This is a genomic window from Streptomyces sp. NPDC016562 (assembly GCF_043076955.1).
In the GTDB taxonomy this organism is placed as follows: domain Bacteria; phylum Actinomycetota; class Actinomycetes; order Streptomycetales; family Streptomycetaceae; genus Streptomyces.
In genome coordinates, this window is sequence record NZ_JBIBRZ010000001.1 from 609940 (window position 1) to 630154 (window position 20215).

At 72.2% G+C, this 20215-nt stretch carries 19 protein-coding genes; 5 read left to right on the forward strand and 14 right to left on the reverse strand.

Annotated features, from left to right (window positions below):
- Nucleotides 1-4: 4 nt before the first annotated feature.
- Complete coding sequence (locus ACF059_RS02775) at nt 5-469, forward strand: hypothetical protein (protein ID WP_392050450.1); 465 nt, start codon at nt 5-7, stop codon at nt 467-469.
- 51 nt (nt 470-520) lie between these two features.
- On the opposite strand, the gene ACF059_RS02780 is transcribed toward ACF059_RS02775, so the two are convergent.
- The 8 genes from ACF059_RS02780 to ACF059_RS02815 form a co-directional block, all read right to left on the reverse strand.
- Nucleotides 521-3130 carry a SpoIIE family protein phosphatase gene (locus ACF059_RS02780; RefSeq protein WP_392053005.1) on the reverse strand — a complete coding sequence of 870 codons (2610 nt, stop codon included), beginning with the start codon at nt 3128-3130 and terminating at the stop codon, nt 521-523.
- A 182-nt stretch (nt 3131-3312) separates the two neighbouring features.
- Nucleotides 3313-3741, reverse strand: coding sequence for an ATP-binding protein (locus ACF059_RS02785; RefSeq protein WP_392050453.1), 429 nt, complete (start codon nt 3739-3741; stop codon nt 3313-3315).
- 140 nt (nt 3742-3881) lie between these two features.
- The gene (locus ACF059_RS02790; protein WP_392050456.1) at nt 3882-4328 is read right to left on the reverse strand and encodes a (deoxy)nucleoside triphosphate pyrophosphohydrolase; all 447 of its coding nucleotides are present in this window, start codon (nt 4326-4328) and stop codon (nt 3882-3884) included.
- A 39-nt stretch (nt 4329-4367) separates the two neighbouring features.
- Nucleotides 4368-4553 (reverse strand): SPOR domain-containing protein, encoded by a 186-nt coding sequence (locus tag ACF059_RS02795; protein WP_214943524.1) that lies wholly within the window; start codon nt 4551-4553, stop codon nt 4368-4370.
- Nucleotides 4554-4821: 268 nt separating this feature from the next.
- Nucleotides 4822-5574 (reverse strand): GntR family transcriptional regulator, encoded by a 753-nt coding sequence (locus tag ACF059_RS02800; protein ID WP_361944732.1) that lies wholly within the window; start codon nt 5572-5574, stop codon nt 4822-4824.
- A 177-nt stretch (nt 5575-5751) separates the two neighbouring features.
- Entirely contained in the window at nt 5752-6951 is a 1200-nt protein-coding gene (locus ACF059_RS02805) for a DUF4190 domain-containing protein (protein ID WP_392050459.1), read from the reverse strand.
- A 202-nt stretch (nt 6952-7153) separates the two neighbouring features.
- Nucleotides 7154-8725, reverse strand: a complete 1572-nt coding sequence (locus ACF059_RS02810) for a S8 family serine peptidase (protein ID WP_392050462.1) — start codon at nt 8723-8725, stop codon at nt 7154-7156.
- 317 nt (nt 8726-9042) lie between these two features.
- Nucleotides 9043-10614 (reverse strand): S8 family peptidase, encoded by a 1572-nt coding sequence (locus ACF059_RS02815; RefSeq protein WP_392050464.1) that lies wholly within the window; start codon nt 10612-10614, stop codon nt 9043-9045.
- A 221-nt stretch (nt 10615-10835) separates the two neighbouring features.
- Here ACF059_RS02815 and ACF059_RS02820 point away from each other — a divergent pair, with 221 nt between their 5' ends.
- From ACF059_RS02820 to ACF059_RS02830, 3 genes are all read left to right on the forward strand, one after another.
- Nucleotides 10836-11948, forward strand: coding sequence for a pyridoxal-phosphate dependent enzyme (locus ACF059_RS02820; RefSeq protein WP_392050467.1), 1113 nt, complete (start codon nt 10836-10838; stop codon nt 11946-11948).
- Nucleotides 11949-12284: 336 nt separating this feature from the next.
- Nucleotides 12285-13106, forward strand: coding sequence for an isocitrate lyase/phosphoenolpyruvate mutase family protein (locus tag ACF059_RS02825; RefSeq protein WP_392050470.1), 822 nt, complete (start codon nt 12285-12287; stop codon nt 13104-13106).
- A 44-nt stretch (nt 13107-13150) separates the two neighbouring features.
- Entirely contained in the window at nt 13151-14092 is a 942-nt protein-coding gene (locus tag ACF059_RS02830; RefSeq protein ID WP_392050473.1) for an EamA family transporter, read from the forward strand.
- A gap of 101 nt (nt 14093-14193) precedes the next feature.
- Here ACF059_RS02830 and ACF059_RS02835 read toward each other — a convergent pair whose 3' ends face one another.
- The 4 genes from ACF059_RS02835 to ACF059_RS02850 all read right to left on the reverse strand — a co-directional run bounded on the left by ACF059_RS02835 (nt 14194) and on the right by ACF059_RS02850 (nt 18126).
- Entirely contained in the window at nt 14194-14985 is a 792-nt protein-coding gene (locus ACF059_RS02835; protein ID WP_392050476.1) for a trypsin-like serine peptidase, read from the reverse strand.
- Nucleotides 14982-16064 carry an alpha/beta hydrolase gene (locus ACF059_RS02840; RefSeq protein WP_392050479.1) on the reverse strand — a complete coding sequence of 361 codons (1083 nt, stop codon included), beginning with the start codon at nt 16062-16064 and terminating at the stop codon, nt 14982-14984. The genes ACF059_RS02835 and ACF059_RS02840 overlap by 4 nt, the downstream gene beginning before the upstream one ends.
- Nucleotides 16065-16397: 333 nt before the next feature.
- Nucleotides 16398-17429: an alpha/beta hydrolase gene (locus ACF059_RS02845; RefSeq protein ID WP_392050481.1), complete on the reverse strand. Its 1032-nt coding sequence runs from the start codon at nt 17427-17429 to the stop codon at nt 16398-16400.
- 259 nt (nt 17430-17688) lie between these two features.
- Complete coding sequence (locus tag ACF059_RS02850; RefSeq protein WP_366868197.1) at nt 17689-18126, reverse strand: MarR family transcriptional regulator; 438 nt, start codon at nt 18124-18126, stop codon at nt 17689-17691.
- Nucleotides 18127-18208: 82 nt separating this feature from the next.
- Between ACF059_RS02850 and ACF059_RS02855 the strand changes: the two genes are divergently transcribed.
- Nucleotides 18209-19183: an SMP-30/gluconolactonase/LRE family protein gene (locus tag ACF059_RS02855; RefSeq protein WP_392050484.1), complete on the forward strand. Its 975-nt coding sequence runs from the start codon at nt 18209-18211 to the stop codon at nt 19181-19183.
- A gap of 23 nt (nt 19184-19206) precedes the next feature.
- On the opposite strand, the gene ACF059_RS02860 is transcribed toward ACF059_RS02855, so the two are convergent.
- Nucleotides 19207-19794 (reverse strand): hypothetical protein, encoded by a 588-nt coding sequence (locus ACF059_RS02860; RefSeq protein ID WP_392050487.1) that lies wholly within the window; start codon nt 19792-19794, stop codon nt 19207-19209.
- Complete coding sequence (locus tag ACF059_RS02865; protein WP_392050490.1) at nt 19791-20168, reverse strand: PadR family transcriptional regulator; 378 nt, start codon at nt 20166-20168, stop codon at nt 19791-19793. Before ACF059_RS02865 ends, ACF059_RS02860 begins: the two co-directional genes overlap by 4 nt.
- Nucleotides 20169-20215: the final 47 nt, after the last annotated feature.

Sequence of the window (20215 nt, forward strand, 5' to 3'; positions counted from 1 at the left end):
TCTCATGAACGACGAATCGTCCTCCGGGCGCACGTACGACCCGCAGCCGCGCCCCCATCTCGAGATGGAAGAGGAAGTCGGCGACCTGTCGAGCAGGGCCCTCGACATGACCCAGGTCAAGGGCAAGGTGACGGACATGGGTCCGGTGACCTATCCCTGCGGCACGAGCGAGGAGAAGAAGCAGGGGCTGCGCTACGTCCGGCACGTCTGGTCCGTGTACGGCGTGGACCACGACACCCTCGACAAGGGCATGAAGAACCTCGCCGCGCAGCTGCCGGAGAACGGCTGGAAGGTCGTGAAGAACGGCCCGAACCCCCACACGAAGGCCAAGACGCCCGAGGTCTTCGCCGTCCACGAGGCGACCCACACCCAGCTCGAAGCCCGGTGGATGGACAGCTCCGACGGAGGCGAGAACCTGATCAACTTCGCCGTGTACTCCCGGTGCTTCAAGGACACCGACCCTAAGTGAGCGCAGGCCCCCGCACCCGGTGGATCCGGGGGCAGGGGCCCGCGGTCCCGCTCAGCCGTACATGTTCAGCAGTTGCTCCGCCGAGAGTTCGGACACCGCCTCCGCGGTCGCGCCCGGCAGCGGGAGCTCGAACCAGACCGTCTTGCCCCGGTGGGTGCGGCGCGTGCCCCAGCCCGCGGAGAGCATCCCGACGAGCTGGAGCCCCCGCCCGCCCTCGTCCGTGTCCCGCGCGCGCCGGCGCCTCGGCTGAACGAGGTTGGCGTCCCACACCTCGCAGACGAGGGTCCGGTCGAGGAGGAGGCGCAGGCGGATCTCGCCCTCGCCGTACCGCAGTGCGTTGGTGACGAGCTCGCTGACCAGCAGTTCCGTGGTGTCCAGCAGCCCCTCCAGGCCCCACGCCGGCAGCTTCGCCCGGGCCAGTTCCCGCGCGCGTCCCACCGAGCGGGCCTCCCGGGGCAGCTGCCAGTCGCCCACCGCGTCCATGGGCAGTCCCTGCACCCGGGCCATCAGCAGGGCGATGTCGTCCTCGCCGTGCCGGGTGTCCAGCGTGTTCAGGACGTGGTCGCAGACGTCCTCCAGGGGGCGCACCGGGTCCGCGAGGGCCGCGCGCAGGCCGCGCAGGCCCTCCTCCAGTGGATGGTCGCGGGATTCGACCAGGCCGTCGGTGTAGAGGGCCAGCAGGGCGCCCTCCGGAAGTTCGACCTCCACCTCCTCGAACGGCTCCCCGCCCACCCCCAGCGGCATGCCCGGGGGCACTTCCAGCAGCAGGGCGGGCCGCGGCGTCCCGCCCTCGTCGGGGGGCTCCACCAGGACGGGCGGCATGTGGCCCGCGTTGGCGATCGTGCAGCGCCGCGTCACCGGGTCGTAGACCGCGTAGACGCAGGTGGCGAGGTACACCTCGGAGCGGTCCGCGTCCCGCGAGTGCAGGGCGGCCCGCGACGCCTGCTGGGAGCCGCCGGGCGCCCCGAGGCCGCGCGCGATCTCGTCGAGCGCGCTCAGCACCTCCGCCGGTTCGAGGTCGAGCAGCGCGAGGGTCCGTACGGCGGTCCGCAGTTCGCCCATGGCCACGGCGGCCCGCAGGCCGCGGCCCATGACGTCGCCGACGACCAGGGCCGTGCGGTGGCCGGGCAGTTCGATGACGTCGAACCAGTCCCCGCCGACCTCCGTCGCCGCGTTCCCGGGCAGATAGCGGCAGGCGATGTCCAGACCGGCCGCCTCGGGGTCGCCGGGGGGCAGCAGACTGCGCTGCAGTATCAGGGCCCGTTCGTGCTCGCGCCGGTAGAGCCGCGCGTTGTCGATGCATACGGCGGCCCGTGCGGCGAGCTCGACGGCGACCGCCCGGTCCCGTTCACCGAAGGGTTCGCTGCCCTTCGTACGGGAGAACTGCGCGAGCCCGACGACCGTGTCGTGGGCGACCAACGGCACGACCAGCGTGGACTGTACGAGGTCCTCCGGCCCGCCGCCCTCGATCAGGCGCGGCCGGGCCGTGCGCAGGGCGAGCGCGCCCGGGGACGCCGCCGGGTACCGGTGGACGTCGCCCACGGAGACCGGCGCGACCGGACCGGACAGCGGGGCGTCCGACACGGCGGAGGAGAAGGCCACCCGGCGCAGCGCGGCGGAGGGTGTGCGGGCCGGGCCCTGGCCGGGGAGGCTGGGCACGCCCGGGCCCTGCGGGCGGGCGGGCCGGTCGTCGTCGCCGAGCAGCAGCGCCTGGTAGAGGTCGACGGCGGCCAGGTCGCAGAAGCCCGGGACGGTCACGTCGAGGAGCTCCCGCGCGGTGGTCTCCAGGTCGAGGGAGTTGCCGATGCGGTGCCCGGCCTCGTTGAGGAGGGCGAGGTTGCGCCGGACCCCGGCGGCCTCGCGCGCCGCGAGGTGGCGGCGGGTGACGTCGGTGCCGATGCCGGCGACGCCGACGGCGCGCCCGCTGCCGCCGTGCACGCGGTAGAGGTTGATGGACCAGTGGCGGTTCTCCCGGCTGCCGGGCGCGGCGCCGGTGATGCGCAGGTCGGTGACCGCCTCCCCGGTGTCCAGGACCCGGCGCAGGGCGTCGGCCATCCGGTCGGCCTCGTGCGGGGGCAGGTAATCGTGCACGGTGCGGCCCATGTGCTCCTCGGCGGCGCCGCCGAAGACGGTGGCGAACCGGCGGTTGGCCCGCTGCACGGTGAGGTCCGTACCGAAGAGCAGGAAGCCGAAGGGAGATTGACCGAATATGGCCTGTGAGGCCGCCAGGTCCGACTCGATGGACCTCAGGGCGCGCACGTCGACGACGACGCACAGCGCGGCCCGCTCGGCCGTCTCGGTGTGGGTGGGCATCACATAGATCTCGGCCACCCCGTGCGCACCGTCCCCGCCGGGGATCCGGAAGGGGATCAGGCCGGTCCACTCCTTGCCGTCGAGGATCTCCGCGACTTTGCGGTGTGCGTCGGGGCGCAGCTCGGGCGGCATGAAGGCGTCGACCGGATCGCGTCCGACGGCCTGGGCGGCCGTCAGCCCGAAGAGTTCCTCGGCGCGCAGACTCCACTGGTCGATGAAGCCGTCGGGACCGATCGAGAAGGAAGCGACCTTTATGTAGTCATATATCGAGCCAGGCGGGCTGCTGTGCCACAGGGCGTCGTGCCATGACTCTTGAGGCACGTTGGCCTGTTGTGCCTGCGCAGGTATTTCGCTCACGCGACCGTCCCCTCCAGCTCACCGCAACCGGACCGGCCATGACCGCAGTATTCAGCACCACGGCCCCGGACGGCACGGCGTTCACGATCACAGCACGGTCTCGATGATTTCGAGCCACGTCAGTGATCTCCCCCGGACCTCGTCAGAGGGTCATTTCGTCACCGTTCACCTTGTTACTCACCAGGAAGAGCCAACTCGAACCACACAGTCTTGCCCGACTTCCCGTGGCGGGTCCCCCACCGCTGCGAGGAGACGGCGACGAGGTGCAGTCCCCGCCCCCCCTCGTCGTCGGCCCCGGCGACCCGCGCGAGGGGCGGATCCGGAAGCGGATCTGAGACCTCCACGAGCAGCGCGCGCCCTCCGGCGGGGTTGTCGGCGGCTGGATTCCGCCGTTCCAGGCGGACCCCGATGGGGCCGGAAGCGTACCGCAGGGAGTTGGTGACGAGCTCGCTGACCAGCAGGACGGTCACGTCGCCGACGGCTTCGAGACCCCAGGCGCGCAGGGTGCCGCGGACGGCGTGACGTGCAGTGCGGACGGCGCCGGGCTCGGCGGGGAAGGCCCACTCGGCACAGGCGCCGTCTGTGTCCATCACGCCGATCACTTCCCGGGCCAGCAGTGACCCCAGTCCGGTTCGTCGGGGACGAAAGGGGGACGAGATAGGGATTAATAGCGACATACCCGATATTTGAGGCGCCGTACCACTCGGTGCGGCCCTGACCGGCGCACTGTGGCGCAGACGGCCTAGCGCGCGAGCGTCACGCGCCCCCCGCCACCTTCCCCGTCGTCTTCCGCCGCGTCGCCGCGCAGTCGGCGTCCCGCCTCGGCGACGGCCGGCCGGTCCTGGTCGAGCCAGTCCACCGACTCCAGTTCCTGCGGCCCTAGCCAGCGGAGCTCGTCGTGGTCCTCCAGGGGCGCGGGAACTCCGGAGAGCAGCCGGGCGGTCCACACGTGCAGGACCAGGCCGGGCTTCAGCGGCCACTCCCCCGGGATCCGCTCCAGGGGTTCGACCTCCACGCCGAGCTCCTCGCGCAGTTCGCGCACCAGCGCCTCGGGGACGGACTCACCCGGTTCGGCCTTCCCGCCCGGCAGCTCCCAGCGCCCGGCGAGCTCCGGCGGCGCGCTGCGCCGGGCGGCCAGCAGGCGCCCCTCATGACAAAGGGCTCCGCCCACGACCACTCGTACCGTCATGGGCGGAGCCTATGTCAGCGTCGTCTGGAGCTGCGACGCTCAGTTCGTCGTGGCGGTCTGACCGATCCGCTCGACCCAGTAGAGCTGCTTGTGTCCGCGGTCGTCGAGGCTGTCGACGACCTTCTGGGCCTCGGCCCGGGTGGGATAGCGCCCCACCCGGTAGCGGTTGCCGTTGTCGTCCTGACGTATGACCAGCCACGGGAGCAGGGCACCGCTGTCGTTCATCGCGTTTCACCCTCCGCCGACGTACCTGCCCGGGAAACCGCATTGCGCATATGCCCGAGCTTACGCCCGACCTTTACGGAGCGGATACGGTTTTTCACGAAGAGGTACCTCGGGGGCGTACGCATCCGGCCATGCGTACTACTGCGCCGTGCGCGCCCGTTCACAAGGAGCGCCACGGTCGCGCGCCGAGCCCCCTGACCTGCGCGCCCCACCCGCCGACGGCGCCGCACGGGCCGGTGCCGCCCCCACGGTCCGGCGCGGCCTCACCTCACCGCACGGGCAGGTGGTACGCCAGGCGGTACCGGTCCGCCGGGACGACCACGTCGGCCGTCTCCACCGGGCGGCCGGACGCGAAGTAGGTGCGGCCGATGACCAGCACCACGTGTCCCGGCACCCCGCCGAGGAGCAGGAGCTCCTCCGCCAGCCCGGGCCGCGCTCCGACCTCCTCCACCACGTTGTCCACGACGACGTCGATCGCGGCCATCCGGTCGACGACCCCGGAGCCGCCGAGCGGACCCTCCTCCGGCAGCATCACCGGCGTCCGGCCGGTGACGGCGAGGGGCTCCCAGGAGGTCGACAGCATCATCGCCTCCCCGGCGTCGCGGTAGACGTACCGCGTCCGCATCACCCGCTCGCCCGGCTCGATGCCGAGCCGCTTGGCGATCTCCGCGGGCGCGCCCGTCTGCTCGCTGTTCGACTCCCAGGTGCCGCGCGCGGCCGCGTCCGCCTGCTCCTGCCGGAACGGCGTCGACGCGCCGCCCGTGCGGTAGCCGGAGCGGGCGACCCGCCGCGGGACGGGCTGCTCCTTCACGTACGTACCGGACCCGGACCGGCCCTCGACCAGCCCCTCCGCCATGAGGACCTTGCGCGCCTCCAGGGCCACGGTGTCGGAGACCCCGTACTCCTCGCGGATGCGGGCCTGGGAGGGGAGCCGGGCGTGCGGGGGCAGAGAACCGTCGACGATCTTCCGTCGAAGATCCCCGGCCACGCGCAGATAGGCCGGCTGCTCACCGAAAGTCACTGGCCACTCCCATCAGGTTGACAGACAGCTACACCCTGGCAACCGACGGTTGAATACTGCAAGCAAGGGCCAAAGTTTCACCCGAAGTGATGAAGGCAGGTCACTCAAACCCGTTACTGCGCGTCACCAGGGCGACGTCCAGCGCCGCCCGAACCCCGGCCTGATGCGCCCGCCTGCTCACACCGCCTCGGCCGAGGGCCCGCGGCCCGGCCCGCCCTCGGGGTCCTCGCCGTCCCCCTGGCTGTGGCCCGGGCTGTCCTCCAGCCATTGCGGGACCTTCGTCGTCAGGCCGTACGCTCCGCGCAGCGCCTGCTCGGTGTCCAGGGACAGCGCGGTCATGGCCCGCCCCCACTGCTTGTCGAACTCCGCCGCCGTCCTCGCCTGCGCGGCGCGCTGCCACGCCGCGCGGGCCTCCTCGATCGCCTTGAGCTGCGCCGGCACGGCCTTCTCCAGCCCGGGACGGGCCTTGTCGTTCTGGAGCACCTTCGCCTCGTCGCCCAGCGCCGCGTGCACCTGGGCCGCCCAGGCCTGGTAGGTGCCGAGCGCGTCCTCGACCTCCTCCTCGGGCGGCCGGCTCATGACGAACTCCACGGCGTTGGCGGCCCGCAGGAAGGCCACCTGCTCGGGCTTCAGCGCGGCGGCGTCCCGGCGCAGGCTGCCGCGCCACTCCTCCTCGGTCGTGCCGATCACGCAGAGCAGGAGCCGGTCCCCTTCGCGCCAGGACTGGCGTGAGGGCGCGTAGTAGAACATCTCCGCGTACTCGGGCAGCGCCCACGTGTCCATCGCGTACTCGTCCTGGGCCTTCCAGCACGCGTCCTCGGACGCGCGCTCGTCCTCGCCCGCCACGGAGCCGGGGGCGTCCGCCGCGCCCAGCGCTTTCGCCGCGGTGACCTCGCCGTGGTGCACCTGCACGCAGTCGACCTTGTACGTCAGGGGCCGCTCGTCCATCAGGTCACCGCCCGGGACGTTGAAGCAGTCGCCCACCCGCAGGTCGTCCATGTCCGTGAGCTCGCCCTCGACGTCGGTGTCGGCGTCGGGCAGCCCGCCCAGCGTCCCGAACCGGTCGCCGACCGCCGACGCGACCCGCTCGGCGGTGAAGACCAGCGCACCCGTCATCGCCACCGATACCGCCAGGCCCACGATCGCCAGCGCCTTGCCCCGCTCCCGCTTCCTCGCGATCTGTACGAGGGCCACCGCACCGAACACGATGCCCAGCGGCGGGAAGCACAGCAGCCCGACGAGGAGCGAGGCGAGCGCGAAGCCGTTGAGCCCTGCCTGCTGCTGTCCCTGGCCCGGCGGCGGTCCCCACGCCGGCTGCGGGGACGGCGGGGGCCAGGAGTGGCCCGGTCCGGAGGGAGGACTCGGCGGGGTGCTCACGGGGTCGGACTCCATCGCAGGGGGCGGCACGGGCGCGAACGAATGCGCGAATAGTACGCAGCGGGGGCGACCGCCTCGTCGGTCGCCCCCGCCCGTACACCGCGCTGTGGCGCGGCCGTTCAGTTGCAGTGCTCAGTTCCGGTGGCTCAGTTCCGGGAACTCAGTGCCGGTCACCCAGGGCCGGTCGCCCAGTGCCGGTCACTCAGAACTGGAGCGCCCAGGAGTCGATCTTCCCGGTGTCGATGTTCGCGTTGTCGTTCACCCGCAGCTTCCAGACGCCGTTCGCGACCTCGGACGAGGCGTTGACCGTGTACGTCTGGTTGATGTTGTCCGTGCTGCCGCCGGACCGGTTGTGCAGGGTGTAGACGGAGCCGTCGGGGGCGATCAGGTCGACCTTGAGGTCACCGATGTAGGTGTGCTTGATGTCGACGGGAACGCTCAGGCTCGCCGGGGCGTTGCCGGAGACTCCGCTGACGGTGATCGGGGACTCGACGGTCGCGTTGTCGTTGATCGCGTAGTCCGCGGTGTTCTCGAAGCGCGGGCCGGGCGGGACGGTGCCGCCGGCGCCGACGTAGAGCAGGCGGTTCGGGGAACCGGTGCCGGGGCTGGTCACCACGTTCGGGGTGGCCGCTGCGACCAGGCCGTCGCGGACCTGGGCCGGGGTGCTCGACGGGTTCTGCGCCAGGTACAGCGCCGCGGCGCCCACGACGTGCGGGGTGGCCATCGAGGTGCCGGAGATGGTGTTGGTGGCGGTGTCGCCGGTGCCCCAGGCCGAGGTGATGTTGGAGCCCGGCGCGAAGATGTCCAGGGCGGAGCCGTAGTTGGAGTAGCTCGCCTTGGCGTCGGTGTTGGTGGTGGCGCCGACCGTGATGGCCTCGGCGACGCGCGCCGGGGACTTGGTCGAGGCGTCGGTGGACTCGTTGCCCGCGGCGACGCCGTACGTGATGCCGGAGGCTATGGAGTTGCGGACGGCGGTGTCGAGCGCGGAGTCCGCGCCGCCGCCGAGCGACATGTTGGCCACCGCGGGCTTGACGGCGTTGCGCGTCACCCAGTCGATGCCCGCGACCACCTGGGCCGTCGTGCCCGAGCCCTGGTTGTTGAGCACGCGCACGCCGACGATCTTGGCCTTCTTGGCCACGCCGTAGGCGCCGCCCGCGACGGTGCCGGCGACGTGGGTGCCGTGGCCGTGGCCGTCCTGGGCGGTGTTGTCGTTGTCGATGGCGTCGTAGCCGTAGGACGCGCGCCCGGCGAGGTCCTGGTGGGTGATGCGGACGCCGGTGTCGATGATGTAGGCGGTGACGCCCTCGCCGGCCTGGTCGGGGTAGGTGTAGCTCTGGTTCAGCGGGAGCGCGCGCTGGTCGATGCGGTCCAGGCCCCAGGACGGCGGGCTGGGCTGGGTGGCGTCGACGGTGAAGACGCGGTTCTGCACCACCGACTTGACCGCCGGGTCCGCGGCCAGCCTTCTGGCCTGCGCCTCGGAGACCTCGACGGAGTAGCCGTTGAGGGCCGCGCTGTAGGTCCGGTCGATCTTCGCGCCGTACCGGTGGGCGACGGCCTTGCCGCTGTCCGCGGTGGAGCGGGCGGCCGAGTCGTTCAGAGTCACGATGTAGCTGCCGGGGACGGTTCCGGCGGCCCCGGCGTTCTCGATGACGCCCAGGGGAGCGCTGTCGGCCGCGGCGGCGGGTAACGCGGCGGCCGCGCCGAGCGCGAGGGCGACGACGGCGGTCGCGCTGATGCCGGCGACCTTCCGGCGGGTGTGACGCATCACGGACATGTGAGGGGTCCTCCTCATAGGTGGTGCGTTGCGGGGGGTGAGGCGGCGCACTGCCGACGTGTTCATGACAATTCAACTCACGGGGGAGGTCGCCGCCTCCGAAAGGTTGACGCACGCCCGCTGAGCCCACAAGAGGTCTGCGCATACGTAACACCCGTGCCACACCACCGCCATGTACGGGCCTTCGTACGGGCACAATCGCCGCGCACATGACGGTCGCACGTCCGGACGCGGGGGATCCCAGGGGTGGACCAGGGACGGGGGGCGACCGGTCCGCCGGTCGCCCCCCGTGGCTCACCTCTGACGCCTCGCGACTGTCAGAACTGGAGCGCCCAGGAGTCGATCTTCCCGGTGTCGCCGTCCGCGCCGTCGTTCACCCGGAGCTTCCAGACGCCGTTCGCCACCCGCGCGGAAGCGTCCACCGTGAAGGTCCTGACGATGTTGTCGTCGCCCCCGTTGGCGCGGTTGTGCAGGGTGTAGACCGTGCCGTCGGGCGCGATCAGGTCCACCTTGAGGTCACCGATGTAGGTGTGCTTGATGTCGAGCGGGACCTTCAGCGTCTGCGGGGCGTTGCCGACGACACCGCTGACGGCGATCGGGGACTCGACGGTCGCGTGGTCGCTGATCGCGTAGTCGGTGGTGTTGTCGAAGCGCTTGCCCGGGGGGACGGGGCCCAGGACGCCGACGTGGAGCAGGCGGTTCGGGGAACCGGTGCCGGCGTTGGTCACCCGGTCCGGGGTGGCCGAATTCAGCAGGGCCGAGGCCACCTGGGCCGGGGTGCTGGCCGGGTTCTGCGAGAGGTAGACGGCGGCCGCGCCCGCGACGTGCGGGGTGGCCATCGACGTGCCGTTGATCGTGTTGGTGGCGGTGTCGCCCGTGCCCCAGGCCGAGGTGATGCCGGAGCCCGGCGCGAAGACGTCCAGGACGGGGCCGTAGTTGGAGTAGGCGGCCCTCGCGTCGGTGCTGGTGGTGGCACCGACGGTGATGGCCTCGGTGACGCGCGCCGGGGACTTCTTCGAGGCGCTGGTGCCGTCGTTGCCCGCGGCCACGGCGTAGGTGATGCCGGAGGCTATGGAGTTGCGGACGGCGTTGTCGAGCGCGGTGTCCGCGCCGCCGCCGAGCGACATGTTCGCGACGGCCGGCTTGACGGCGTTCTTGGTGACCCAGTCGATGCCCGCGACGACCTGGGCCGTCGTTCCGTAGCCGCTGTTGTCGAGCACGCGCACGCCGACGATCTTGGCCTTCTTGGCCACGCCGTACGAGCCGCCCGCGACGGTGCCGGCGACGTGGGTGCCGTGGCCGTGGCCGTCCTGGGCGGTCATGTCGTTGTCGATGGCGTCGTACCCGTAGGACGCGCGCCCACCGAAGTCCTGGTGGGTGATGCGGACACCGGTGTCGATGACGTACGCGGTGACGCCCTGGCCCGCCTGGTCCGGGTAGGTGTAGCTCTGGTTCAGCGGGAGCGTGCGCTGGTCCGCGCGGTCCAGGCCCCAGGACGGCGGGGTGGGCTGGGTGGAGTTGACGCTGAAGATACGGTTCTGCACGACCGACTTGACCGCCGGGTCCGCGGCGAGCCGCGTGGCCTGCGCCTCGGAGGCCACGACGGAGTAGCCGTTGAGGGCCGCGCTGTAGGTCCGGTCGATCTTCGCGCCGTGGCGCCGGGCGACGGCCTTGCCGCTCGGGGCGGTCGAGCGGGCCGCGGTGTCCTTGAGGGTCACGATGTAGCTGCCGGGTACGGAGCCGGGGGCTCCGGCGTTCTCGATCACGCCTCGCCCACCGGTGTCCGCCGCGGAGGCGGGAAGCGCGGCGGCCGCGGCCAGCGCCAGGGCCACGACCGCGGTCGCGCTGATGCCGGCGGTCTTCCGGCGGGTGTGACGCATCACGGGCATGTGACGGGTTCTCCTCGTGGGTGGTGCGGTGCGGTGCGGTGGTGGTGCGGGGGCCGGTGGAGCGACGTGACCGCGGCGGCTGCCACGACCCGGCCAGATGGCCCAACGGCAGGCGGTCCCCGAAAGGTTGACCCCCCGTCGGCGCGACCACCGCGCGCCGGTGGCGGACGCGTACCATCCGTGCCACACACCGACCATGATCGAGTAAAGGCGCTCCGCACATGACGCACGCGACCCCCGGTTACGTCTGCTCAGAGGACGGTACACGCGCGGATGTCCGGACTGCGCCGTGGGGGTGCCCGGTGTGCGCGGGCCCGTGGGACCTCGATTTCACGCCGGACCCGGCCGCCCCGCTCGACCCGTCGGCCGGACCGAATTCACTGTGGCGCTACGGCTCCGTCCTGCCGCTGCCGGGGGCGTTCTCCGTGTCGATGGCGGAGGGGCGTACGCCGCTGGTTCCGCTGGCGGAGCGGATCCACGCCAAGCTCGACTTCCTGATGCCGACGCTGTCGTTCAAGGACCGGGGCGCCGTGATGCTCGCGGAGCTGGCCCGGCGGCTGGCGCCGCAGCGGGTCGTGGCGGACAGCAGCGGCAACGCGGGGACCTCGGTCGCGGCGTACTGCGCGCGGGCGGGGCTGCCGTGCGAGGTCTTCGTGCCCGAGGGGGTCTCGGAGAAGAAGACCGAACAGATGCGGGCCCACGGGGCGGCCGTACGGGTCATCGCGGGCGGCCGCGAGGCCGCGGCCCGGGCCGCCCGTACGGAGGCGGACGCGCCCGGGGTCTTCTACGCGAGCCACGTGTTCAACCCGTACTTCCTGCACGGCACCAAGACGTACGTGTACGAGGTGTGGGAGGAGCTGGGCGGGCGGCTGCCCGAGGTGCTGGTGCTCCCGGTGGGCAACGGCACCCTGCTGCTCGGGGCCGCGCTGGCCGTGGCGGAGCTGACCCGGCGCGGGGTGCGGCCGCCGGCCCTGATCGCGGTGCAGTCGCAGGCGGTGGCCCCGCTGGCGGAGGCCTTCGCGGCGGGCGCGCAGGACGCGGATCCGGTACCGCAACTGCCTACGCTGGCCGAGGGCATCGCCATCCCGGCGCCCCCACGGGCCCGCCAGATCCTGGCCGCGGTCCGCGCGTCGGGCGGCACCTTCCTGACGGTCCCGGACACCGATCTCCGCGAGGCCCAACGCGACCTGGCCCGCCGCGGCTTCTTCGTCGAACCGACGGCCGCGGCCTGCTGGGCGGCGGTAGGCCCCTGGTCCCCCACGAACCCCCTGCGAGGCCGCACGGCGGTCCTCCCCCTGTGCGGCGCAGGCGCAAAGTCAGGCCTGGCGCCCTGACCCACCCAGCCCCGCCGGCCCTTGAGCCGGGCCCCGGGCGGAGCCCCTCCCATCCAGCCCCGCCAGCGGTTGAGCCGGGGTCCCGGGCGGAGCCGCGCCCATTCAGCCCCGCCGGCGTTTGAGGCGCGGGGTCCGGGGCCGAACCTCGCACTCCCAGCCCCGCCAGAGCATGAGCCGGAGGTCCGGGGCCGAGCCGCGCAGATTCAGCCCCGCCGGCGTTTGAGGCGCGGGGTCCGGGGTGGAGCCCCGGCAGCGGCGCGGCAGGCACACACCCACCCCACCACGATGTCGCAAATCCGCGAGCCCCGGACCCGCAGGGTCTGATCAACTGAGCCCATGACCACCAACGTTGACCTCGCCGCCAAAGCCGCCGCGTTCGCGGCCCTGCACACCCCCACGACCCCCCTCGCCCTCGCCAACGCCTGGGACGTCGCCAGCGCCCGCATCGTCGAGGCCACCGGCGCCCCCGCCGTCGCCACCACCAGCGCGGGCGTCGCCTGGTCCCTCGGCTCGCCCGACGGCGACGCGCTCGCCCGCGACCGGGCCCTCGACCTCGTCGCCCGCGTGGCCGCCGCCGTCTCCGTCCCCGTCACCGCCGACATCGAGGGCGGCTTCGGCGCCGACGCCGACGCCGTCGGCGAGACCGTCACCGGCGTCCTCGCCGCCGGCGCGGTCGGCGTCAACATCGAGGACGGCGCCACCCGCACCCCCGCCGAGATGGCCGAGCGCCTGGCCGCCGCCCGCGCCGCCGCCGACGCCGCCGGGGTCCCGCTCTACATCAACGCGCGCATCGACACCTACCTCCAGGGCATCGGCGACCCCGCCACCCGCCTCGACGAGACCCTGGCCCGCGCCGCCGCCTACCTCCGCGCGGGCGCCACCGGCATCTTCGTGCCCGGCGTCCTCGACCCGGCCACGGTCACCGAACTGGCCAAGGGCATCGACGCCCCCCTCAACCTCCTCCTCGGCCCCGACGCCCCGACCGTCGCCGCCCTCGGCGCCCTCGGCGTCTCCCGCGTCAGCCTCGGCTCCTGGGTCGCCGGAGCCGCGTACGCCGTCGTCCGCCGCGCCGCCGAGGAGCTCATGTCCAGCGGCACCTACGACGCGCTCGCGCACGCCCTCCCGTACGGCGAGGTGAACGCCCTCCTCAAGGGCTGAGAAATCAGGAAGCCTGCAGAGACCACCAACCGTAGGATCCAGCCATGAGCACCTCAACGCCGGTGGACGGGCAGCAGCCCGTGGAGTCCTCGCAGGGCAAGATCACCGGCGCGGTCTGGACCGCCCTCGGCCTCGTCTACGTCGTCTGGGGGTCCACCTACCTCGGCATCCGCGTCGTCGTCGAGACCATGCCGCCCTTCCTGTCCGCGGGAGTGCGGTTCATGACCGCGGGCCTGCTGCTGGCCGCGGCCGTCGCCTGGCGCCACGGCCCGGCCGCACTCCGCGTCACCCGCGCCCAGCTCGGCTCGGCGGCCCTGGTCGGCCTGCTGCTGATCCCCGGCGGCAACGGCCTGGTCGCCCTCGGCGAGACCTGGGTGCCGTCGGGCCTGGCGGCGCTGCTGGTGGCGGGCGTACCGATGTGGGTGGTCGTGCTGCGCGCGAGCACCGGCGACCGGCCCCCGCTGCGCACCCTGGGCGGGGTCCTGGTCGGCCTGGCCGGGCTCGCGGTGCTCACCAGCCCCGGGCTGAGCGGCGACGTGCGGCTGTCGGGGGTGCTGATGGTCGTGGCGGCCTCGCTCATGTGGTCGCTCGGCTCGTTCTCGTCGTCCAAGCTCAGCCTGCCGGGCAACCCCTTCACCGGCAGCGCGTACCAGATGCTGGCCGGCGGGGCGGCCGCGATGACCTGCGGCCTGCTGCGCGGTGAGCACCGCGGCCTGGATCCGGCGGCCTTCTCCACCACCTCCTGGCTCGCCCTCGGCTACCTGATCCTCTTCGGCTCGCTGGTCGGTTTCACGGCGTACGTGTGGCTGCTCCAGGCCGCGCCTCTGTCGCTGGTGGCCACGTACGCGTACGTCAATCCGGTCGTGGCCGTCGCGCTCGGCGCACTGATCCTGGGCGAGGCCCTGACCTGGCCGATCGTGGCGGGCGGCGCGATCGTGGTGGCGGCGGTGGGCGTGATCGTCACGACGGAGCGCCAGAAGAAGTGACGCGGGAAGAGAGGACGCCTCGAAAGGTGCGCCTCAGGCGCAGAAGCGGCCGGCCGCCCCGGCTGAAGGGGCGAGCCCGAAGACGTGCGGCGGCCGGGCCCTCAGCCCCGCGCGGCCCGCTCGTACAGCGCCTTCGCGTGCTCGTCGAACAGCGCCGCCGTCGAGTCCACGTCCGTGTCCCCGCCGCTGAGCACCCCGATCAGCCGCCCGGCGGCGTCGGGCCCGCCCCGGTCCGCGATCCAGGGGCTGCCGCTGGTCCCCGTCCAGAACCCGGCGCAGCTCATGTAGAGCATGTCGGGGTCCTCCTCGTCGTGCCGGGTCTGCGTGGTGCAGGAGACGGGCTTGTTCTGCGGGTTGTGCTCGGACTCCGGGTAGCCGACGACCGTCACGTCCCGCTCGTACCCGGAGGTCCAGTCGGGACGGGGCGCCTCGGCGCGCCCGCCGACGGCCTGCTGGACGCTGCGCCCGTCCTTGTCCGGCGCGATGGTGAGGAAGGCGAAGTCGGCGGTCTCCTCGCCCCACTTCGTCCAGCGCTCGTCCACGTGGATCGAACGGACCTTCCACACCCCCAGCGGCTGGCTGCCCGAGCCCTCGCCGGAGAAGGCGGGGGCGAAGGAGAGCTCGCCGATGGCCAGGCCGTCGTGGGCGAGCTCGCCCGGCTGCCCGTCCTCGCCGGCGGGGGCCACGCAGTGCGCGGCGGTGGCGACGACATTGCCCTTCGGGCTGTCGACGACACTCGCCGTGCACCAGTGCTCGCCGCCGGCCATCAGTACTCCGACGGTGGGGAAGGGGTGCACGGTCCGTTCGCCGGGCGCCTTGAGGAACGCGACGGCGCACATCGCGGCGATCCCCGCCGCGGCGGCCGCCGATGCCCCCTTCACCACCGTGCTCATCGCACGCCGGGGTCGGGTGTCGGTGCCTTCATCACCTTGCTGATCCACTCCAGGGAGCCCTCCCTCATGCCGCGCACGTACGACTTTCCGGTGTGCTCACCATCCTGGATCACCTGGAGCCGGGTGTGCACGGGACCCCTCCCGTACTCGCTCATGAACTTCTCGGCCTTGTCGCGGCCGCCCTCGGCCGTGCCGATCTGGAAGTTGATGTAGACGTCGGGACCGCCCGCCGCGATCAGCTTCTCGGCGAGCTTCTCGGGGTTGTTCTCGTCCATGGCCTGCGTGTTCCCCTTCCACAGAGGGGAGTCGGGGACGATGTCGACCCCGCTCGCGATGGCGGCCTTGAACCGGTCGGGGTACTTCAGCACGTGCTTGAAGGCGCCGAATCCGCCGGCGGAGGAGCCCATGAAGGCCCACCCGTCACGGGAGGTGAAGGTCCGGAAATTGGCCTTCGTGAAATCCGGGACGTCCTCGGCCATCCAGGTGCCCATCTTGGGCTCTCCGGGGATGTCCGACGCGTCGAAGTGGTGCTTGGTGTCGGCGTTGTGCACCGGCATGATCAGGATGAAGGGCAGGCACGTACCGGCCTTGACCCCGTCGCTCACGGCCTTCTGGAGGCCGAGGCCGGGGCCCGTTCCCCAGTAGTTCGTGGGGTAGCCGCGGCCGCCGGGCAGGGAGATCAGGACCGGGAAGCCGCTCTTGGCGTACTTCGGGTCGTCGTACTCCTTCGGCACCCACACCCACACGTCCCCCGTGAAGCCGGACTTCTTGCCCGTCAGGGTGGTCCGGCCGATCTGGGTGCCGTCCGCCAGCCGGTGCGTGCGGACGAACGAGGCCGCCGGCCCCGTGGGCATGCTCACCTCCGGCGGAACCGCGGCGGCCGCCGCCGTCTTCTCCTGCACCTTCCCGAAGGAGACCGGATCCCCTATGTCGGAGAACAGGTGGTACTTGTACGCTGCCGCTCCGCCTCCGGCGAGGGTGAGCGCGAGCCCGCTGCCGATCAGGATGAGGCGCAGGCGGTGGGGGCGACGGCCGCCCTTGGTCATGGGGCTGCCGTCGCCTTGCTGGTCATGCTGCACGGTTTTGTCCCGTTCCTTCTCCGGCGCTCACGGCGGAGCGCGGGTCGGACCGATCGGTCCCCCTTACACCCATTACAGAGGTATGAACGAGGCGATGGGTTGCCTGGGACGGGTGGGGCGTGTCGCGCGGCGGCCGGGCGGTACCGGGCAGCGGTCGGGCGGCGCCGGGCCGCCGGTCAGACGGCCTTCGGCGCGTCTACGGAAGCGGAATCGAAAGCGGAAGCGACGGCGGAAGGCGCGGCGGCAGCGGAGGCGGCATCGGCACGGGCACGAGCACCGGCATCGGCCCGGGCACCGGCATCGGCACCGGCACCGGCACCCATCAGGCGCCGATCAGACTCCGTCCGGCTTCGGCCCCTTGAGCACACGGCTGATCCACTCCAGGGAGCCTTCCTTCATGCCCCGGACGTAGTGCCAACCGTTGTGCTCGCCGTTCTGGATGTCGCGGATGGTGATCTTGACGGGTCCCTGGCCGAACTGCTGCTGGAACTTCGTCATCCCGCCCTTACCGCTCTCCTTCGTGCCGATCTGGAAGTTGATGTAGACCTCCGGACCCTTGGCGTCGATCAGCTTCTTGGCGAGCTTCTCCGGGTTGTTCGCGTCCATCTCCGCCTGGTGGCCCTTCCACAGCGGGGAATCGGGGACGAGCTCGCCGCCGCTGGCGATCACGGCCTTGAACTTGTCCGGGTGCTGGAGGACCGTCTTCATCCCGACGAAGGCGCCGGAGGAAGACCCCATGAAGGCCCAGCCGTCACGCGACTTGTACGTACGGAAGTTGGCCTTGGTGAAGTCCGGGACGTCCTCGGCGATCCACGTGCCCATCTTGGCCTGGCCGGGGATGTCGGAGCCGTCGTAGTAGAACTTGTTGTCCGGGTTGAGCACCGGCATGATCACGATGAACGGCAGGCTGGTGCCGGCCTTGACGCCCTCGCTGATGGCCTTCTGGAGGCCGAGGCTGCGGTCGGACCAGTAGTTGGCCGGGAAGCCGTTGCCGCCGGGGAGCGCGATGAGCACCGGGAAGCCGCTCTTGGCGTACTTCGGGTCGTCGTACTCCTTGGGCGCCCACACCCACACGTCACCCTCGAAGCCGGACTTCGCGCCCGCGAGGCGGGTCTTGGCGATGATCGTGCCGTCGTCGAGCTTGGTGGTCTGCTTGAAGTCGGACTTCGGGCCGGTCGGCATGAGGACGTCCGGGTCACCGGAGGGCTGCGCGGGAGTGGGCGGAGCGCTCGGCTCCGCCTTCTGCGTGGCCGGGGGCTGGGTGGTCTTGCCGAAGCTCACGGCCTCGCCGTTGCCCGAGAACCAGTCGAGCTTCCAGGCGGCGAAGCCACCCCCGGCGCCCAGCAGGAGTGCGAGGGCGACCACGGCGCCTATCCATATGCGCCCGCGGGACCGCTTGGGCCGCGGCTCATCCTGGTACTGGTTCACGACACTTCGCTCCGAACGCTCACGACTGCCCCGGGGGCAGAACGGCTGGGCCATCCCCTGCTTCTGATGTGCGAAAGCCGCGCACAGTTCCGCATCCCGGCAAAGGCATCACGATAACCGCACCGCCGACCGACGCACGCCAACCGACGCACGCCGGCCGACGCACCCCAGCCGAGGACCGCCGACCGCCCCGCGCTCAGCGCTGCGCGTCGAGCGCCTCGGCGCACCGCCCCAGCAGCGCGATGAGCAGGTCCCGCTCCTCCTCGCTGAACGCGGCGGCGAGCGCGCGCTCCACCCGCACCGCGCCGGCGTCGGCGAGCTCCGCGGCCGCGCGCCCCTCGTCGGTGAGACGCGTCTCCAGCACGTTGCGGTGCCACTCGTGCGGGGTCCGCTCGATGAACCCGCGCTCCTGGAGGTTCTTCAGCACGGTGTTCATGGTCGGCGGCGTCACCCCGCACAGCCGTGCGAGCGCGGCGGCGGAGATGCCGGGCTTCTCGGAGAGCCAGAGCAGGGCAGCGTACTGCGGAACCGTTACTGCGGCCGGCTTGAGCGCAACGGCCTTCGCCGCGAGGAGCGCCTGCTCGGCGCGCTTGAGGTGCGAGCCGATGCGTTCCCCGGGGGCCATGGAGGTCATGCCCGCATCCTACGACGCCACCCTTGCAGACATTAGAGCTCTCACATACATTCGCCTTCACCTACTCGAAAGAGGACACCTGATGAGGCTTCTGACCACCGTCGCTCTGACCACGACCCTGGCCTTCGCCGCGCTGGGAGCGGCCCCGCAGCAGGCCGGGGCGACGGACGCCCGCATATCGACGGCCTTCTCCCTACCGGGCGGCAAGGTCTACCCCGAGGGCATCGCCGCGGATCCCCGTACCCACACGGTCTACGTGGGCTCGTACGCGGACGGCACCGTCTACCGGGCCCGCCCCGGCCGACGCACGGCAGAGGTGTTCCTGCCGTCGGGCACCGACGGCCGTCGCACGGCGAACGGCCTGCGGGTCGACGACCGGGGCCGCCTGTGGGTGACGGACTCGACCGCCGGCGTCGCGGTCTACGACACCGCGACCGGCGCCCGCCTGGCCCACTTCGAGGTGGCCGGCGCGAGCCCCCGCTTCGTCAACGACCTGACGATCACACCGGACGGGACGGCCTACCTCACGGACAGCGTCCGCGCCGTGATCTACCGCGTGACCCCGGACCAGCTGGCCGCCGGGAGCGGCACCCTGACCGAGGCCTACGACCTCACCCCCGCGCTACGGCCCCGCCCTGCGGGCACCTTCACCCTCAACGGCATCGTCTCGGACCGGGCGGGCCGCTACCTCCTCACCGTGGACATGACCGGGGGCGACCTCTACCGGGTGGACCTCGCGGACGGCGCCGTCCGCCGCGTCGACCTCGTCGGCGGCGACCTGAAGGCCGCCGACGGCCTCGACCTCTCCCCCGACGGCACCCTGCGGGTGGCGCACAACGTCCCCAACACGCTGACCCGCTGGCAGCTCTCCGGGGACGGCACCCGCGCCCGCCTCGTCCACACCCTGACGGACCCGGCACTCCAGATCCCCACCACCCTGACCCACACCCGGGGCCGCACGCTGGTGGTCCGCTCACAGTTCGACAAGGGCGGCCCCCTGACCCCGAGCACGGGCGCGCCCACGACCTTCACCATCGCCTCGGTACGCGGCCTCTGACCTGCTCAGCGCCCTCAGCGCCCTCAGCGCCCGGATGGCGAAACGGGATCGGAAACGGCGACGGGACGACGCCTGGCCCGCACATCGGCGACGGCGTACGGCAGTCCCGGCAGCAGCAGCGCGAGCGCGGCCCACAGCGGCAGCGTGACCAGCGCCGCGTCCCCGGCCAACCACCGGGTGAGCGCCGCCGCGGGCAGACCGACGAGCAGCGCCACCGCCCAGCTCCTGCCCAGCCCCAGGCTCCCGCGCCGCATCTCCCAGACGACCGTCACCGTGGCCATGACCACCCAGAAGGCGACGTGGTCGGCGGTCACCGTCAACTGCGTGCTCCAGCGGGCCGCGTACGAGAACAGCAGCAGCCAGCCGAGCACGAAGCAGGCGAGCGCCGCGGTACGCAGCACCCGGCGGGGCAGCGGGGCGCGCGCCCGCGCCCAGGAGGCGGCGAAGCCCCGTACGTCCCGGCCGACGACGTCCTGCGCGGTGCGGCCGGCGGCCTCCGCGTCCTCGAAGTGCGCGGCGAGCTCGTCGAGCATCTCCCGCACGGACGCGTCGTCGATCCCGCGGTACTCCCAGTTGCTGCGGCAGGCGGCGAGTATCTGCGCGTTCGTCATGGTGTGGTCTCCCCCGTGGAGTGCGTACCGCTCAGGATCCGGCCCACCGGCCCGGCGAAGGCGAGCCAGTCGGCCCGTCCCCCACCCAGCTCGGCGCGCCCCGCCTCGGTCAGGCGGTAGTACTTGCGCGGGGCGCCGCCGCTTGGCGACGGGGCGCGGTACGAGGAGACGAGCCCCGCCCGCTCCATCCGTGCGAGCAGCGGATAGATGCTGCCGTCACTGACCAGCTGGAGTCCGCCGTCGGCGAGCGCTTGCGCGAACTCGAAGCCGTAGCGGGGCCGTTCGGCGATCAGGGACAGCAGACACAGGTCGAGCACTCCGCGCAGGAGCTGACTGCGCCGTTGGTCACCGGCTGCGGGCGGCTCCATTGTCATGCGGCACAAGATAGCCATCGATTACCTTGCACCGCAAGGCACTGGCG

Bases quoted from the DNA above. Each gene is read 5' to 3' on its own strand.
- ACF059_RS02775 (WP_392050450.1), top strand. From the start codon at position 5: ATGAACGACGAATCGTCCTCCGGGCGCACGTACGACCCGCAGCCGCGC.
- ACF059_RS02790 (WP_392050456.1), bottom strand. From the start codon at position 4,328: ATGACGGTACGAGTGGTCGTGGGCGGAGCCCTTTGTCATGAGGGGCGC.
- ACF059_RS02795 (WP_214943524.1), bottom strand. From the start codon at position 4,553: ATGAACGACAGCGGTGCCCTGCTCCCGTGGCTGGTCATACGTCAGGAC.
- ACF059_RS02810 (WP_392050462.1), bottom strand. From the start codon at position 8,725: ATGTCCGTGATGCGTCACACCCGCCGGAAGGTCGCCGGCATCAGCGCG.
- ACF059_RS02815 (WP_392050464.1), bottom strand. From the start codon at position 10,614: ATGCCCGTGATGCGTCACACCCGCCGGAAGACCGCCGGCATCAGCGCG.
- ACF059_RS02820 (WP_392050467.1), top strand. From the start codon at position 10,836: ATGACGCACGCGACCCCCGGTTACGTCTGCTCAGAGGACGGTACACGC.
- ACF059_RS02825 (WP_392050470.1), top strand. From the start codon at position 12,285: ATGACCACCAACGTTGACCTCGCCGCCAAAGCCGCCGCGTTCGCGGCC.
- ACF059_RS02830 (WP_392050473.1), top strand. From the start codon at position 13,151: ATGAGCACCTCAACGCCGGTGGACGGGCAGCAGCCCGTGGAGTCCTCG.
- ACF059_RS02835 (WP_392050476.1), bottom strand. From the start codon at position 14,985: ATGAGCACGGTGGTGAAGGGGGCATCGGCGGCCGCCGCGGCGGGGATC.
- ACF059_RS02850 (WP_366868197.1), bottom strand. From the start codon at position 18,126: ATGACCTCCATGGCCCCCGGGGAACGCATCGGCTCGCACCTCAAGCGC.
- ACF059_RS02855 (WP_392050484.1), top strand. From the start codon at position 18,209: ATGAGGCTTCTGACCACCGTCGCTCTGACCACGACCCTGGCCTTCGCC.
- ACF059_RS02860 (WP_392050487.1), bottom strand. From the start codon at position 19,794: ATGACGAACGCGCAGATACTCGCCGCCTGCCGCAGCAACTGGGAGTAC.
- ACF059_RS02865 (WP_392050490.1), bottom strand. From the start codon at position 20,168: ATGACAATGGAGCCGCCCGCAGCCGGTGACCAACGGCGCAGTCAGCTC.